14 protein-coding genes are annotated in these 15,215 nt (G+C 38.5%); 6 read left to right on the plus strand and 8 right to left on the minus strand.

The window, feature by feature from the left end:
* Positions 1-29 precede the first annotated feature (29 nt).
* Positions 30-341 (minus strand): hypothetical protein, encoded by a 312-nt coding sequence (locus F2A31_RS09710; RefSeq protein WP_150026220.1) that lies wholly within the window; start codon positions 339-341, stop codon positions 30-32.
* 33 nt (positions 342-374) lie between these two features.
* Positions 375-1,400, minus strand: coding sequence for a type I glyceraldehyde-3-phosphate dehydrogenase (locus tag F2A31_RS09715; RefSeq protein WP_017396203.1), 1,026 nt, complete (start codon positions 1,398-1,400; stop codon positions 375-377).
* 255 nt (positions 1,401-1,655) lie between these two features.
* Here F2A31_RS09715 and alaS point away from each other — a divergent pair, with 255 nt between their 5' ends.
* The 3 genes from alaS (at position 1,656) to csrA (ending at position 6,146) form a co-directional block, all read left to right on the plus strand.
* A complete protein-coding gene (gene alaS, locus F2A31_RS09720) occupies positions 1,656-4,304 on the plus strand; it encodes an alanine--tRNA ligase (RefSeq protein ID WP_171490584.1) in 2,649 nt (882 codons plus the stop codon).
* 63 nt (positions 4,305-4,367) lie between these two features.
* Positions 4,368-5,648 (plus strand): aspartate kinase, encoded by a 1,281-nt coding sequence (locus F2A31_RS09725; RefSeq protein WP_150026221.1) that lies wholly within the window; start codon positions 4,368-4,370, stop codon positions 5,646-5,648.
* A gap of 234 nt (positions 5,649-5,882) precedes the next feature.
* Entirely contained in the window at positions 5,883-6,146 is a 264-nt protein-coding gene (gene csrA / locus F2A31_RS09730; RefSeq protein WP_005082058.1) for a carbon storage regulator CsrA, read from the plus strand.
* A 51-nt stretch (positions 6,147-6,197) separates the two neighbouring features.
* Here csrA and rnhB read toward each other — a convergent pair whose 3' ends face one another.
* Positions 6,198-6,764 (minus strand): ribonuclease HII, encoded by a 567-nt coding sequence (gene rnhB, locus F2A31_RS09735; protein WP_150026222.1) that lies wholly within the window; start codon positions 6,762-6,764, stop codon positions 6,198-6,200.
* A 41-nt stretch (positions 6,765-6,805) separates the two neighbouring features.
* On the minus strand, positions 6,806-7,186 hold the full coding sequence (locus F2A31_RS09740; RefSeq protein WP_150026223.1) for a hypothetical protein: 381 nt from the start codon (positions 7,184-7,186) through the stop codon (positions 6,806-6,808).
* A 294-nt stretch (positions 7,187-7,480) separates the two neighbouring features.
* Here F2A31_RS09740 and F2A31_RS09745 point away from each other — a divergent pair, with 294 nt between their 5' ends.
* Entirely contained in the window at positions 7,481-8,035 is a 555-nt protein-coding gene (locus tag F2A31_RS09745; protein ID WP_150026224.1) for a cytochrome b, read from the plus strand.
* Positions 8,036-8,077: 42 nt separating this feature from the next.
* Here F2A31_RS09745 and F2A31_RS09750 read toward each other — a convergent pair whose 3' ends face one another.
* The 4 genes from F2A31_RS09750 to F2A31_RS09765 all read right to left on the minus strand — a co-directional run bounded on the left by F2A31_RS09750 (position 8,078) and on the right by F2A31_RS09765 (position 13,354).
* Positions 8,078-9,076 (minus strand): adenosine deaminase, encoded by a 999-nt coding sequence (locus F2A31_RS09750; protein ID WP_150026225.1) that lies wholly within the window; start codon positions 9,074-9,076, stop codon positions 8,078-8,080.
* A 78-nt stretch (positions 9,077-9,154) separates the two neighbouring features.
* The gene (locus tag F2A31_RS09755) at positions 9,155-10,474 is read right to left on the minus strand and encodes an NCS2 family permease (protein WP_004638516.1); all 1,320 of its coding nucleotides are present in this window, start codon (positions 10,472-10,474) and stop codon (positions 9,155-9,157) included.
* 326 nt (positions 10,475-10,800) lie between these two features.
* On the minus strand, positions 10,801-10,986 hold the full coding sequence (locus F2A31_RS09760) for a hypothetical protein (RefSeq protein WP_150026226.1): 186 nt from the start codon (positions 10,984-10,986) through the stop codon (positions 10,801-10,803).
* 187 nt (positions 10,987-11,173) lie between these two features.
* Entirely contained in the window at positions 11,174-13,354 is a 2,181-nt protein-coding gene (locus F2A31_RS09765; RefSeq protein WP_150026227.1) for a TonB-dependent receptor, read from the minus strand.
* A gap of 315 nt (positions 13,355-13,669) precedes the next feature.
* Between F2A31_RS09765 and F2A31_RS09770 the strand changes: the two genes are divergently transcribed.
* A complete protein-coding gene (locus tag F2A31_RS09770) occupies positions 13,670-13,942 on the plus strand; it encodes a hypothetical protein (RefSeq protein WP_150026228.1) in 273 nt (90 codons plus the stop codon).
* Between the two features lie 226 nt (positions 13,943-14,168).
* Positions 14,169-15,170 carry an AraC family transcriptional regulator gene (locus F2A31_RS09775; protein WP_150026229.1) on the plus strand — a complete coding sequence of 334 codons (1,002 nt, stop codon included), beginning with the start codon at positions 14,169-14,171 and terminating at the stop codon, positions 15,168-15,170.
* The last annotated feature ends 45 nt before the right edge of the window (positions 15,171-15,215 follow it).

Raw genomic sequence — 15,215 nt, forward strand, 5'->3', positions numbered from 1 at the left:
TAGTAAATATAGCAAACAACAAAATTTCTTTATTTTTTATTCCCAGTTTTAATCATCATTTCTAAAACACTAACTAACTCAGCATTCTGTTTTTCCAAAGCGGCAACATTCGCAATGGTTTTATCTAACACTTCTTGTTGCACATGCATTTTTTTGGCCATATCTTGCATAATTTCTAAGCCTTTTTTTAAATGTAATTCCAAATGCAAAACTTTTTCTTCAACTTGCAGCACCTGAGCATCATACGTTGGTTCTGACTTCGTTTTAAATTGAAACCAAAATAAAAATATAACCGCCAGTAATAAAATAGCAATAAATCCCCACATCAACATAAATGTCATTTAAATCTCCAAATTATTTTTTAGTTATAAAATTTATGAGTCGAACGACTCACACAAATCGAGTAAACGATTTGCGTAACCCCATTCATTATCATACCACGCAAAAACTTTTGCTTGATGACCGACAACCATGGTCTGAGTTAAATCTACAATTAAGGAATATGGCGAATGATTAAAATCGCTAGAGACAAGATCTTCATCGGTCACTTGCATAATCTGTGCATAATCAGACTGTGCAGCCTTGACTAATATTTCATTTACTTTATGCACCGTAATTGGTGAGTGTGATACAAAGGTTAAATCGATTGCTGCAACATTAATCGTAGGCACTCGGATGGAGTAACCATCTATTCGATTTTCCATTTTCGGCATAACACGTTTCAATGCACCTAAAGCACTTGACGTCGTTGGAATAATATTCTGACCAGAAGCCCGTGCTCGACGTAAATCGCGATGCGCATGATCCAAAACAGATTGATCTGCAGTCACTGCGTGAATTTCAGTCATTAAGGCTGTATCAATACCAAAAGCATCATCAATAATCTTCACTAAAGGGACTAATGCTTGCGTAGTACATGAAACACTAGAAATGATCTGATCAGTTGCTTTTACATCGGCATGGTTTACACCATAAACAATTGCAGCATCTACACTATCAAATGGTGCCGCACCGATAATGACGCGTTTCGCCCCTGCCTCAATATGACGAGTTGCATCCGCTCGCGAACGGAATAACCCCGTACACTCCAGCACCACATCGATCTCTAAATCTTTCCAAGGAAGCAACTCAGGCTGCTCTTGTTTAAATACCTGCAGTTTAAGCTGACGCTGATGGGACTGAATATTCAAAAAAATATGTTGGTTTTCAATCTGAATTTCAACCTGTCCAGCAAAGCGCCCATGTGTTGTGTCGTATTTAAATAGATGTACCAATGTTTGTACGTCAGCGACGTCATTAATTGCAACAATCTCAAATTGGAACTGTTTAGGATTTTCAAACCATGCACGTAATACATTCCGGCCAATTCGACCAAATCCATTGATAGCGATACGTTGCATGCAGAGCCCTTGTTCATCAAAACATCATCATTTATGTGCTATATGGTAAAACATGAAGCGCGCTGTTGAATATAGATTTTTAGCTTAAACACAGTTTTATATGATATTGCTTGTAAAATCGTTGGTCGGATAGGTATTTTCCGTTATAATTTAGCACTTTTAAAATCCATGCCATGCAATAAGCTCGATTGTAGAACCTTTTACAATCACCTTAATTGCATATAGCCAAATTCAAAATTATGGAGTGTCTTGGTTGTGAGTACTCGTTTTATGACATCAGCTGAAATTCGTGAAGCATTTTTGCGTTACTTTGAATCGCAAGGGCATACACGTGTCGCTTCGAGCTCACTCGTTCCCGCCAACGACCCAACTTTGCTGTTTACCAATGCTGGTATGAACCAGTTCAAAGACTGTTTTTTAGGTCTAGAAAAGCGTGACTATGTTCGTGCCGTTTCATCACAGAAGTGTGTTCGTGCAGGTGGTAAGCACAACGACCTTGATAATGTTGGTTACACTGCACGCCACCACACATTCTTTGAAATGTTGGGTAACTTCTCTTTTGGCGATTATTTCAAACAAAATGCCTTGAAATTTGCTTGGGAATTTTTAACCAGCGAACAGTGGTTAGGCTTACCAAAAGATCGTTTATATGTCACGGTTTATCATACTGATGACGAAGCATTTGACATCTGGAATAAAGAAATCGGTGTAGATGCTGAACGTATTATCCGTATTGGCGACAATAAAGGTGGTCAATACGCTTCAGATAACTTCTGGGCGATGGGTGATACAGGTCCTTGTGGTCCTTGTTCAGAAATTTTCTACGATCATGGCGACCACATTTGGGGTGGTTTACCAGGTACGCCAGAAGAAGATGGCGATCGTTTCATTGAAATTTGGAATAACGTTTTCATGCAGTTCAACCGTACTGCGGATGGCGTGATGCACCCTCTTCCTGCACCTTCTGTTGATACAGGGATGGGCTTAGAACGTATTTCTGCTGTACTTCAACATGTCAACTCAAACTATGAAATTGACCTGTTCCAACACTTATTAAAAGCGGCAGCCAACATCATCGGTATTGAGGATGAAGGTCAACCATCACTCCGTGTAGTTGCTGATCACGCACGTTCTTGCTGTTTCTTGATTGCGGATGGCGTAAATCCTTCAAATGAAGGTCGTGGTTATGTATTACGTCGTATTATTCGTCGTGCAGTACGCCATGGTAACAAGCTTGGTGCAACTGGCACATTCTTCTATAAAATGTTGCAACCTTTAATTGAGGTTATGGGCGAAGCTTATCCTGAGCTTGCTGCTCGCAAAGATGTCATCGAAGCAACGTTAATCCGTGAAGAAGAACAGTTTGCTAAAACACTTGAACAAGGTTTGAAATTACTTGAGGGTGAACTCGCACAACTCAAAGGTAATGTGATTGCAGGTGAAACGGTATTTAAACTTTATGATACTTATGGTTTCCCAACAGATTTAACCGCAGATATTGCACGTGAACGTGATCTAACAATCGATGAAGCTGGTTTTGAGGTCGAAATGGCGGCACAGCGTCAACGTGCACGTGATGCAGGAAAATTCGCAGTAGACTATAACAGCATTGTGAAAGTCGAAGGTGAAACCCAATTCGACGGTTATGAAGCAACTCATGGCCAAGGTCAAATTGTTGCGATCTATAAAGATGGTATTCAAGTTGATGAGATCAATGAAGGTGATGAAGCCCTAATTGTATTGAATCAAACACCTTTCTACGCAGAAAGCGGCGGTCAAATCGGTGACACAGGTGTCTTCAAAAACGATACGGGTATCTTCGAAGTACAAGATACCAAAAAATCTGGTGGTGCTTTCGTGCATCAAGGTATCGTAACTGTAGGTAGCTTAAAAGCAACTCAAAGTGTTGAAGCAACCGTTAAAGCAGACATTCGTGCAGCAACTGCACGTAACCACTCTGCAACACACCTTTTACATGCAGCTTTACGTCAAATTTTAGGTGATCATGTTCAGCAAAAAGGCTCCCTCGTTGCTAGCGACGTTTTACGTTTTGACTTTGCAAATGACCAACCGGTGACATTTGAACAACTTCAACAAATTGAACGTTTGGTTAACGCAGAAATTATAGCAAACACTCCAGTGACAACCGAATTACTTGATATCGAAACAGCCAAAGCCAAAGGTGCAATGATGCTTTTCGGTGAAAAGTACGGTGATGAAGTTCGCGTATTGTCTATGGGCTCAGTAATTGAAGAGAAAAACTTCTCTATAGAGCTTTGTGGTGGTATTCACGTTCAACGCACTGGAGACATTGGTCTGTTCAAAATCACGTCTGAAGGCGGTGTTGCTGCTGGTGTGCGTCGTATCGAAGCTGTAACTGGCACTCAAGCACTTGGAGTCGTACAAAAGGCAGATCATGACATTCAGACCATTAATAGCTTATTAAAAGCTCAAAAAGACCAAACTGTTGAAAAAGTTGAAGCAGTTGTTGAAACAGCTTCAAGTTTGCAAAAGCAAATTGAACAATTGAATCAAAAATTAGCAAGCTTCCAAGCAGCTGAATTATTGGATCAGGTGAAAGACATTGCTGGACGTCAAACACTCATTACAACAGTCAAAGGTTTAGATGCCAAATCATTACGCAATTTACATGATAGCGTAAAATCAAAATTGGAAGATGCAGTCATTATTTTAGCTGGCGTTGAAGGCGATAAAGTGAGTTTAATCGCATCTGTCGCTAAACAATATACTGCAAATCTCAAGGCAGGTGACATCATCAAACACTTAGCTCAAGAACTCGGTGGCAAAGGTGGTGGTAAACCTGACTTAGCACAAGGTGGCGCGCCACTAAACGAGAAGTTCGATCAAGTTTTTGCAGGATTGCCTGCTTGGCTTGGGCAATAAGAACTTCACTTTTGTGTAACTGACCCTGATGCCTCTCAGGGTCATGGCTTATATGGAACAACTATGGCATTAATCGTTCAAAAATATGGCGGTACCTCAATGGGTACTCCTGAGCGCATTTTAAATGTTGCTCGTCGTGTCAAGCGCTGGCATGATCATGGTCACAAGGTGGTCGTGGTTGTGTCTGCAATGAGTGGTGAAACTAACCGCTTACTTGCGCTTGCTAAAGCCATTACCAGCACCCCTGACCCACGTGAACTTGATCAAATGGTGTCTACGGGTGAACAAGTAACGATTTCCATGTTAGCTATGGCACTTAATTCTATTGGTGTAGAAGCTAAATCATATACTGGTCGTCAAGTTGGAATCAGAACTGACAGTGCGTTTACTAAAGCGCGTATTGAATCTATTGACACCGACATTATGACCAAAGATTTAGATGCAGGTCGTGTTCTCGTCGTTGCTGGTTTCCAAGGCTTTGATGCTGATGGCAATACAACAACTTTAGGTCGTGGTGGTTCAGATACATCAGGTGTTGCAATCGCAGCTGCATTGAAAGCTGATGAATGCCAAATCTATACTGATGTTGATGGTGTATATACCACAGATCCTCGTGTTGCACCTAAGGCAAAGAAAGTTGACCGTATTTCATTCGAAGAAATGCTAGAGATGGCATCTTTAGGTTCGAAAGTTTTACAAATTCGCTCTGTTGAATTCGCAGGTAAATATCAAGTCCCATTACGTGTATTATCTAGTTTTGATAATGACAATGACGGCGCATTTGACGAAGAATTTAAACAAAATGTAGGCACACTAATTACCACTGAGGCGGAAGACGATATGGAACAACCAATCATTGCAGGTATTGCATTTAACCGTGACGAAGCAAAATTAACGATTCTAGGCGTTCCTGATGAACCTGGTATTGCATCTAAAATCTTATCGCCGATTAGTAATGCCAACATTGAAGTGGATATGATTATCCAAAATGTAGAAGAAGATGGAACAACTGATTTCACTTTTACAGTAAATCGTAACGACTTAGCGAAAGCAAAAGCAATTCTAGAGCAAACAGCAAGCAGCATCGAAGGATGTGAGGTTGTTACGCGTGATGATATCGTTAAAGTCTCTATCGTTGGTGTAGGTATGCGTTCTCATGCTGGTGTTGCAAGTAAAATGTTCACAGCTTTAGCGGAAGAAAGCATTAATATTCTCATGATTTCTACATCAGAAATTAAAATCTCTGTATTAATCGAAGAAAACTATTTAGAACTAGCAGTTCGTTGTTTACACACAGCTTTTGGTCTAGACCGTGAGCATGGTGAAAGCAGTGCACGTGCTTAATTTCTAGCTAGTTAAATATTTACTTTCAAGTAAATAATAAAAAAAACAGAGCCACTATAGTTTTTTTTATAGTGGCTCTGTTATATTAGCGCAGAGGTTTTAAGAAAGTTCTCACAAAATTTACGAAAAAAAATTTTTTTTACATAATTTTGTTAGAATTTTTTGTATATTAGGCTGTGCTTTCGAACAATGAATTCCCTGTCGCAAGTTTAAGCGTTTAGCAAGGAGATAAACATGCTGATTCTGACCCGTCGTGTCGGAGAAACATTAATGATTGGGGATCAAGTCAGTGTTACTGTGCTTGGCGTAAAAGGCAATCAGGTGCGTATTGGTGTAAATGCTCCAAAAGAGGTTTCTGTGCATCGTGAGGAAATTTACCAACGTATCCAACATGAACGTGCCATGCATGAGCATTTACAACATCTTGATCAAGATTATCAACACACGTATGAAGAAGAGAGTAATGATTTCTCTCAACATAATAACTTTAATCGTTAATATAGCGAATTCTTCAATAATTAAAGCGACTAAAATAGTCGCTTTAATTATTTATAAGCCCAATGCTTTTCTAACAGGAGCATAACTACGTCGATGCTCGTCAATCACCCCATGTATTGCTATCGCTTCAAAATGAGCCTTAGTAGGATAACCTTTATGCTTAGCAAAGCCATAATCAGGATATTGTTGGTCTAAAACTTTCATTTGGCGATCACGCGTAACTTTAGCCAGAATGCTGGCAGCACTGATCTCAGCATGCGTCGCATCACCACCCACAATTGCTTCACAAGGTATACTGATTCCTTTAGGAATTTGATTACCATCCACAATCACTTTTGCTGGTTGAGTCGCTAATGCCTCCACTGCTCTACGCATTGCAAGAAAAGTGGCTTGTAAAATATTAAACTCATCAATTTCAGCATGGCTTGCTTCAGCAATCGACCAAGCTAATGCTTTTTCCTGAATCTCAGCAAATAGTTTTTCACGTTTTTTTTCGGTCAACTTTTTCGAGTCATTTAAGCCTTCAATTGGATTATTTGGATCCAAAATCACAGCTGCAGCAACTACAGAGCCAACCAACGGACCACGGCCTGCCTCATCGACACCAGCAATCGTCATATTAAATCTCTCAACAAGAGGCTGATTACAGCCTCACTTTATTACTTTGCTTGTGCAAAAGCCTCGTTTACACATGCATTTACTGTTTCAGAAACGACTTTATTTACAATCATTGTACGTGCAGCTGGGTCAACTGCTGCAGTTGCAAGATCAAAAGCAGTCACACTTTCAGGTGCTTTATCACTGACACAACCACACACATTGGTTTGGATCTCATTTTTCTGGTCCGCACTCATAAGGCGTGTAGCAGTTTTCCATGCTGGAATATTGTTAATTTCATTTAAGCATTTTGCATTTACGGCAACTTTTAAAGCAGCCATGCCCAATTGCTGTGAGGTTGCTGTTGGGTTATTTGTATCTGTAGCAGCACATCCAGTAAATGCTAAAACCAATGGAACAACAGTCAATACTAATTTTTTCATAATTTTTTACCTACCTAAATTTTGGCAGGCGTATTGTGCCTAAACGCGAGCATTTATGATATGACTCAAAATCATTTTTACACAATAAAACAATTTCCACTCTTACAGCATGATAATTCGCTTACGTGGAATAATGATGAAACATATCTTGTATCATTCCAAAATATGCTCGATCTTAATATTAGCAGCCCTTAAACGTTCTAAGGATAAAACGCTCTGTTACATAGACACAGTATGAGGAGTTTATTTCCATATTTAGAATCAACTTATTCATATCACAGCTAGGATGTTGCGATGTCAACCTCACCACAATACTACACACGCACAGCACAAGTATTGCATTGGCTCATGGCAGCGATTTTTATTGTTGCATGGCTTATTGGCTTTTATAGTGGAAATTTTCTTAGCTACGAAGTTGATGGTAGCTTTAAAGGTAACGTCATCACTCTACATAAAAATATTGCAACTACAATTATATTTTTAGTTGTCATTCGAATATTTTGGCGTTATACCCACCCAGCTCCCAAACTTCCCGACACCATGTCACCAATGATGAAAACCTTGGCGCATGTTGGACATTTCCTACTTTATTTAATGCTCTTGGCATTACCAATCACTGGTTGTTTATTTAGTTGGAGTGCTGGTCATCCTGCGCCTGTGTTATATCTTTTCGAAATTCCAAGATTAGTTCAAGATAATCCAGAGCTTTTAGCAATTGTAAAACCGCTTCATATTTATTTGTCATGGTTTGCAGGCTTGCTGATCGTTGGACATGCCTTAGCGGCAGTTAAACATCATTTTATCGATAAAGATAATGTCTTACGAAGCATGTTAAAACAACCTAAATAAGCCCTTGAATATAAAAAAACCGCATAATGCGGTTTTTTTCATTTAAATTTTCTTTACTTCATCAATCCACTTTCGTTTTTCTTCATCTGATATAAATGAAGCTTCAAATGAATTAATCACAAGCTGTTTTAGCTCATCATTGGATAAATCTAAGGCCTGCTGAATCGCAACAAAGTTATCATTCATATAACCACCGAAATATGAAGGATCATCTGAGTTTACTGTGACATGGACACCTTTTTGCAGTAAGCGACGGATATTATGCTCAGCCATATCATTTACTACACATAACTTTAGATTACTTAAAGGACATACAGTTAAGGGCATCTTTTCTGAAATTAAACGAGCCATAAGCTGCTCATCTTCTTCTGAACGAACACCATGATCAATACGATTGACTTTAAGTAAGTCCAAGGCTTCCCAAATATACGCTGGTGGACCTTCTTCACCTGCATGTGCAACGATTAAGAAACCTGCTTCATGCGCTTTGGCAAAAACACGTTCAAATTTCGATGGTGGATGCCCCACCTCACTTGAATCCAAACCAACAGCAATAATGTCATCTTTAAATGGTAAAGCTTGCTCAAGTGTTTCAAATGCTTTCTCTTCACTCAAATGACGTAAGAAACACATAATCAGCTGAGAACTGATGCCCAACTTTTCTTTTGCATCTGCACACGCACGTTTTAAACCTTTTAAGACCGTAACAAATTCAACCCCACGCTCAGTATGCGTTTGCGGGTCAAAAAACATTTCAGTATGCACGACGCGATCGTCTGCACATTTTTCAAAATATGCCCAAGCAAGATCATAAAAATCTTGTTCATGCACCAACACATTTGCGCCAGCATAGTAAATATCTAAAAAAGATTGAAGATTATGGAAGTTATACGCTTGCTTCACTTCTTCGACAGATTGGTAAGGAATCTGGATCTGATTACGCTGTGCAATTGCAAACATCAGTTCTGGTTCAAATGTCCCCTCAATATGCACATGCAACTCGGCTTTGGGTAAAGCACGAATCAGTTCGACTTGATTCATATTAACTCCACGTCTAAATAAAAAAGGGTGTTGCCTAATCAGGTACACCCCTTAAAAGGTTTCTAATTTTTAAGCGACTTAACCGCCAAATGCAACAAACTTAAATACCCACAGTGCTGCAATGATCCAAACCATATACGGTACAGTCTTTGCTTTGCCCGTAAGAAGTTTAACCAATGCATAGCTAATAAAGCCCATTGCAATACCATCCGCAATCGAATAGGTAAATGGCATAAATACAATCGTTAAAAATGCAGGTACTGCTTCAGTGATATCATCCCAATCAATATGGGTGATTCCTTGAATCATCAATACTCCAATAAACAACAATGCAGGTGCTGTAGCAAAACCTGGTACAGATTGAGCAAGTGGTGCTAAAAATAAACAACCCACAAATAACACAGCAACGACCACCGCCGTTAAACCTGTACGTCCACCTGCCGCAACCCCAGAAGCAGATTCAATATACGGAGTTGTTGATGATGTACCTAATGCAGCACCCGCAACGATTGCTGATGAATCAGCAAACAATGCCTTTTTCAGGCGCGGCAATTTACCATCTTTCAACAAGCCTGCACGGTGTGAAACACCGACCAAAGTTCCAGTACTGTCAAATAAATCAACAATGAAGAAGACGAAGATAACACCGATCATACTGGCAGTGAATAGACCTTCAAAGTCCATTTTCATAAATGTTGGAGCAATTGATGGAATATGGCCGACCACACCCTTAAACTCATTTAAACCTAAAGCTGTTGCAATTGCGGTAATCACCAAAATACTAATAATGATTGCACCACGTATTTTGAACTGATGCAAAACCACGATCATTAAAAAGCCGAATAAAGCGAGTAATACTGTTGGTTGTTTGATATCCCCTAAACCAACTAAAGTTGCTGGATTATCAACAATAATCCCAGCATTTTTTAATGCGATCAAAGCAAGGAATAATCCAATACCACCACCAATCGCCAGTTTCAACGACATCGGAATAGCATTGACAATCGCTTCACGAATTTTCATAAAGCTAATCGCGAGGAAAACCAAACCAGAAATGAATACTGCTGCTAAAGCGGTTTCCCAAGGCACTCCCATACCCAAACATACTGAGTATGTAAAGTAAGCATTCAAGCCCATACCTGGGGCTAAAGCAATTGGATAATTCGCAATTAACCCCATCACCAAACAGCCAATCGCCGCAGCTAAGCAGGTTGCTACAAATACAGCACCATGATCCATTCCTGTTTCTGAAAGAATCAATGGATTTACAATAATGATGTAACACATGGTCAAAAATGTAGTTACACCTGCAAGAACTTCTGTTCTAAAACTCGTTTTGTTATCGCTCAATTTAAATAAGCGTTCTAACAAACCTGCCGAAGCATTAGGCGTTGCCATAATAGCACCTGTCAAAATCTAAGATCATAGGAGATAAAATCTATACCTTTGTGTTTCAAACTTTTTTGAATTTTTCACCAAAAGGTATACAAAGCTGAAAGCAATCTATATGCCAGCTCGATACGCGTCACATCAAAACATGTATAAATCTAATTCCGCTATCAAAATATAAAAAGCCGCATAACAAATATGCAGCTTTTTATTTAATGGTAAATATTTTAGCAGATTCTAATAGGAACTTGCGCACCTACAATCAAAAAAAGATGACTTGTTGATCGCAACAAATGCATCAAAATAGCTCAATACATCATAGCAAAACTTGTTACTTATTTAGTTTGTTTTAGATTGGTCAAATGCGTGTGTGGATTGTGTTGAATTTCATTCAAACTATGCTCAGCCTCATGAACCACTTTCATAAGTTCTTGGCGTTTTTTCGTCTGTGCATCTTCATAACTGGTATAACCCAAAACGAGAATAGAAAATAAGAATAGGAGTACAAGTGCGATCTTCATTATTATTATCTCTTTGTTAGTGTTTTCTCTGATTCTAACAAATTTTGTGACTTTGTAGTTGTTTTTCTAAATTAATTCCTTTCTGACAGCATTTTATAGTTTGCGTATGGCGTCCTACGTTTATAAGAAAGAAAAAAGCACTTTTGTTGATCAAAAGTGCTTTTTTATATGTGACTTGTTCAAGCCATTAGAATTGATAGTTTAAACGTACCAAGAAATTACGTGGTGTGCCTGGCATCGAGTCAGAACGCCAATATTCTTTATTGGTCAAGTTATTGACAGCAATCGTCAGGTTCCAAGGGTCAGCGCTATAACCAATCGCAGCATCGAGACGTGTAAACCCCTTAAAATCGGTCGGTTCTCTATCTAAATTACCATTTGGATATACCTTCGCATCTCCTACATAAGTTGCACCAATTTCTCCATAGATTTTATCTGTAGGTAGATAACGAACAAATAAATTACCGATATGTTTTGGTACATTATTCAGTTCTTTTCCAACATTTTTTGGTTTTTCTTTATCTTTAGTAACTTCTGCATCTATATAGCTGTATCCACCTCGTACAAAAACATTATCGAGTGCACGTCCAATAAAGCTAAACTCCATTCCTCGAGAACGATGCTGTCCGCCAACTGCCCATTCTTCTGGTTTATTCTCAGGATCTGGTTTATAGCGGATATTATTCTTACGAATATCGAAAACAGAAAATTGAGTATTCAAACGGTCATTTAACCAATCACTTTTTACACCAACTTCGTATTGCTCGTTGTATTGAGGATCGGCATCAAACGCATTAACATTTGTATCCGCAGATACGACACTCACTCCCACTCGACCACCAAATGGAGCAAAACTTTTACTATAAGAAGCATAGAAACTTTGACTTTCTACAGGCTGCCAAATAAAACCGATGTTTGGACTAAAGCTTTCTCCATCAATACTACGTTGGTACTCCTTCTCTTCACTTGTCTTCAAACGATTAGTTGTTTGCGAGTGGAAGTAATCATAGCGCCCACCCAACATCATTTTGAAATATTCATTAAAACTAATCAGGTCTTGAATGAATACACCATAGCCTTCCCCTTGGTTATAGTTATGTGTTCGTATTTTTAGAGCACCTGTACCTCTTGAATGACTACGTTCCCCAGTTAACGGATTTACATAACCATAAATAGCCGTACCATTTTCATTTTGATTTGCAAGCAAAGGTTCGCGCTGTTCATAGGTCCAATCAGCACCCAGCAATAAATTATGTTTTATGCTTCCAGTATTGAACTCACCCTGAATATCAAAGGTATTACTTGTAGTTTTGTTACTTGTTTGCTGCCAATAGTAGAGCTGTGAAATATCACCGACATGTCCATTACAAGCTCCTACATCTGTTAAACAAAGACTACCCAAGTAAAAATGATCAAAATTCTGCTCAGTTTCTCGATAGCTAACAGCCCAATGAAAGTTCCAATTTGGCGCAAACTCATAATTCAGGTCAGATCGTGCAACTTGTAAAATATCATTTACATAATCACCCTCTTGTGCAAAACCTGTTTTGATTGATGTACCTTTAGGTAGAGCAGTAAATGAAGGGCCACGATCTGGAACACGATGTAATTTATCGTAGGTATACTGCATTGTCCAAGTTAAGCCATCATCATTTTTATATGTAAAACTTGGGGAAAGCATCTCGATTTTGTTTTCGATACCTGAACGGAAACTGTTCGACTCGCCATATTCTCCTGTCAAACGGACAGCAAAGTTATCATTTAGAACTTGGTTGAAATCCAACGTTGTTCCATAGTTATCATATGATCCACCATAAATCCCTACCGAACTTTTAGAGTCAAAATTGGCAAATTTACTCACCATATTGATCACACCGCCACCTGAACTACGACCATAAAGTACAGATGCTGGACCTTTTAAAATTTCGATACGTTCAACATTTGCTGTACTCCGACGTATTTGACCACTTTCACGAATACCATCTCGATAAATATCACCAGTATCAGCATTAAAACCCCGTATGCTGATACCATCACCACGCATATCATAACTCGTTGATACGCCTGGCGTACCTTGCAACATCACACTTAAATCATTGGCACCGTAAATTTTATATTTCTGCACATCAATCGTATCAATGGTTTGCGGAATATCTTTTTTCTTTAATCCATTACGCGTCACACTCGCCTGATCATAATCAATATAACTTTTGATCGGATCAAGCTCACTCATCGCCTCAATTTTGATTGTAGGCATAACGGCAGTTTGTTCATTTGCGATTGCATGCTGAGCTTGCAACAACATCAAACTCAATACACTAAATTTAAAAATAGGCTGTTCAAACAACCCCAATGCAGCAGACTTCATAAAAATTCCAAAAAACTCAGACAAAAGTAAAAAAAAATAAAATAATAAAATGCGTTACAATTTTAATAAAAATAATTCTCATTTTCACCAACTTTCGTATTAATTTTCAGCCTCCGGGTTGTTTTTCATCCATTAAAGATTAAAAACCTCATGAACACTCAAAGGCAAAACTTTGTATTTTTATGTTTATTGATGTTTTCTAGTTCAAAAAATTTGCTAAAGTATTTTGGTCTATTCACTCCATTACTTATTTTAATAAAAGACATGTGATAAGACTTTAATAACATAAAACATCTATTATTAAGGAATTATAAAATGACCAATAATCAAAATGATCAATCCGAATCGAATGAAGATCTACAAGCTTCAGATCAGGCTGAAGCCTTTGAAGGCAACATCCATTTCGGTAGATGGGGTGAGTTTAATCCCCCTCCAAAACTTAGTGAAGAAGAATTGAAAAATATTAAAGAAAAGCATTTATTAGAAGAACATACACCCACACCTCCACCACAAACCCCACTCGAACAACTTGGGCACTTAGGAAAAGAGATTTTATCTGGAGGGCGTGATCTTACAGATAATGATTAAAACTTAACTATTTATTTCTAATTAATCTTAGTTGGGGCGCATTTAGATGTACTCCAACTTTTTTATTCCTGTTGATGGCTATTTCTTTGATTGTATGACAAAGAAAATTTTTAAATGAGGTATAAATATTATTTAATGAGGCCTGTAAGAAGCTTCTAACAAACATTTCATTTCTATGATAAAAGAACATAGTATATTGTTTTAAAAGTTTATTTAACCTTCAAACATGGTCACAAATAAAGCAAGCGATGCTGGCATTTTTTTATGGACGGTGTATCAAACCATGCACAAGATGAACCTTGATGCGGCAGCTATCTTTGCAAGTGTTCATTTACCGGATCAACCTCCTGACAAGTCAGTGCGAAGAGATAATTCTACACAAAGACGTTTCTGGGATGCGGCTGAGAAAATTAGTGTAGATTCAGATATCGGACTTCATGTTGGAGGAAATGTACCTCCATTTCGTGGACAAGTGATTGAATATCTTTTTCTCAGTAGTCCAACCTTTGGTGAAGGATTACAACGCACTATTCATTATCAAGCATTACTCACAGATGCGATGTCTTTTAAACTCGAACATCATGATAATGAGGTTGCGATCATTTCTGGTCTCAATCATCCCGTAAGACATTACTTAGAATGTGCAATAGGAATTTTGCTTAATTTCTTCAAATATATAAGTGAAGATGCATTTACACCCTCTGAAATTTGGCTTCCTTACGATGAAGGTGCCAAGCAGGATGAATATAAAAAGATATGGGGGTGTAATGTCAGACTTGGACAAACTGAAGGTCGTCTTTTCTTTGATGCGAAATTATTAGACCATCCTTCGCCTGCTTATGAACCTGAGTTATTAAAAGTCCATGAACACCATGCCGCCTCACAACTTGAGCTTTTACATAAACATCAACTTATTCATGAGATAGAAAAGATCTTGGCGAGCGGATTATTGGAATCGAGTGAGTTTGATCAGAGTATTGTTGCTGGTCGATTAGGTCGTAGTGCCCGCAGTTTAAGAGCGGATTTGCAACTTCTGAATACCAGCTATGAAAAAGTAATTGCACAATATCGTGAACGGCTTGCTCGGCGCTTACTCTCTCAAACCCAAGAATCAATTGATCAAATCGTCTATCTTACTGGTTTCTCTGAACCATCTGCATTCTCAAGGGCTTTTAAACGTTGGACAGGTGAAACACCAACAGCCTATCGACAACGAAAACAACAATAATTTGATTTGATCGGCAAATCAAACCTGCCAGTTCAGTCAAAAACT

This window comes from Acinetobacter suaedae, from assembly GCF_008630915.1.
Taxonomy (GTDB): Bacteria; Pseudomonadota; Gammaproteobacteria; order Pseudomonadales; family Moraxellaceae; genus Acinetobacter; species Acinetobacter suaedae.

What these genes read in the sequence shown, in the direction of transcription:
- F2A31_RS09710 (WP_150026220.1), bottom strand. Translation starts at nt 341, where the DNA reads ATGACATTTATGTTGATGTGGGGATTTATTGCTATTTTATTACTGGCG.
- F2A31_RS09715 (WP_017396203.1), bottom strand. Translation starts at nt 1,400, where the DNA reads ATGCAACGTATCGCTATCAATGGATTTGGTCGAATTGGCCGGAATGTA.
- F2A31_RS09725 (WP_150026221.1), top strand. Translation starts at nt 4,368, where the DNA reads ATGGCATTAATCGTTCAAAAATATGGCGGTACCTCAATGGGTACTCCT.
- csrA (WP_005082058.1), top strand. Translation starts at nt 5,883, where the DNA reads ATGCTGATTCTGACCCGTCGTGTCGGAGAAACATTAATGATTGGGGAT.
- rnhB (WP_150026222.1), bottom strand. Translation starts at nt 6,764, where the DNA reads ATGACGATTGCTGGTGTCGATGAGGCAGGCCGTGGTCCGTTGGTTGGC.
- F2A31_RS09740 (WP_150026223.1), bottom strand. Translation starts at nt 7,186, where the DNA reads ATGAAAAAATTAGTATTGACTGTTGTTCCATTGGTTTTAGCATTTACT.
- F2A31_RS09745 (WP_150026224.1), top strand. Translation starts at nt 7,481, where the DNA reads ATGTCAACCTCACCACAATACTACACACGCACAGCACAAGTATTGCAT.
- F2A31_RS09750 (WP_150026225.1), bottom strand. Translation starts at nt 9,076, where the DNA reads ATGAATCAAGTCGAACTGATTCGTGCTTTACCCAAAGCCGAGTTGCAT.
- F2A31_RS09755 (WP_004638516.1), bottom strand. Translation starts at nt 10,474, where the DNA reads ATGGCAACGCCTAATGCTTCGGCAGGTTTGTTAGAACGCTTATTTAAA.
- F2A31_RS09760 (WP_150026226.1), bottom strand. Translation starts at nt 10,986, where the DNA reads ATGAAGATCGCACTTGTACTCCTATTCTTATTTTCTATTCTCGTTTTG.
- F2A31_RS09765 (WP_150026227.1), bottom strand. Translation starts at nt 13,354, where the DNA reads ATGAAGTCTGCTGCATTGGGGTTGTTTGAACAGCCTATTTTTAAATTT.
- F2A31_RS09770 (WP_150026228.1), top strand. Translation starts at nt 13,670, where the DNA reads ATGACCAATAATCAAAATGATCAATCCGAATCGAATGAAGATCTACAA.
- F2A31_RS09775 (WP_150026229.1), top strand. Translation starts at nt 14,169, where the DNA reads ATGGTCACAAATAAAGCAAGCGATGCTGGCATTTTTTTATGGACGGTG.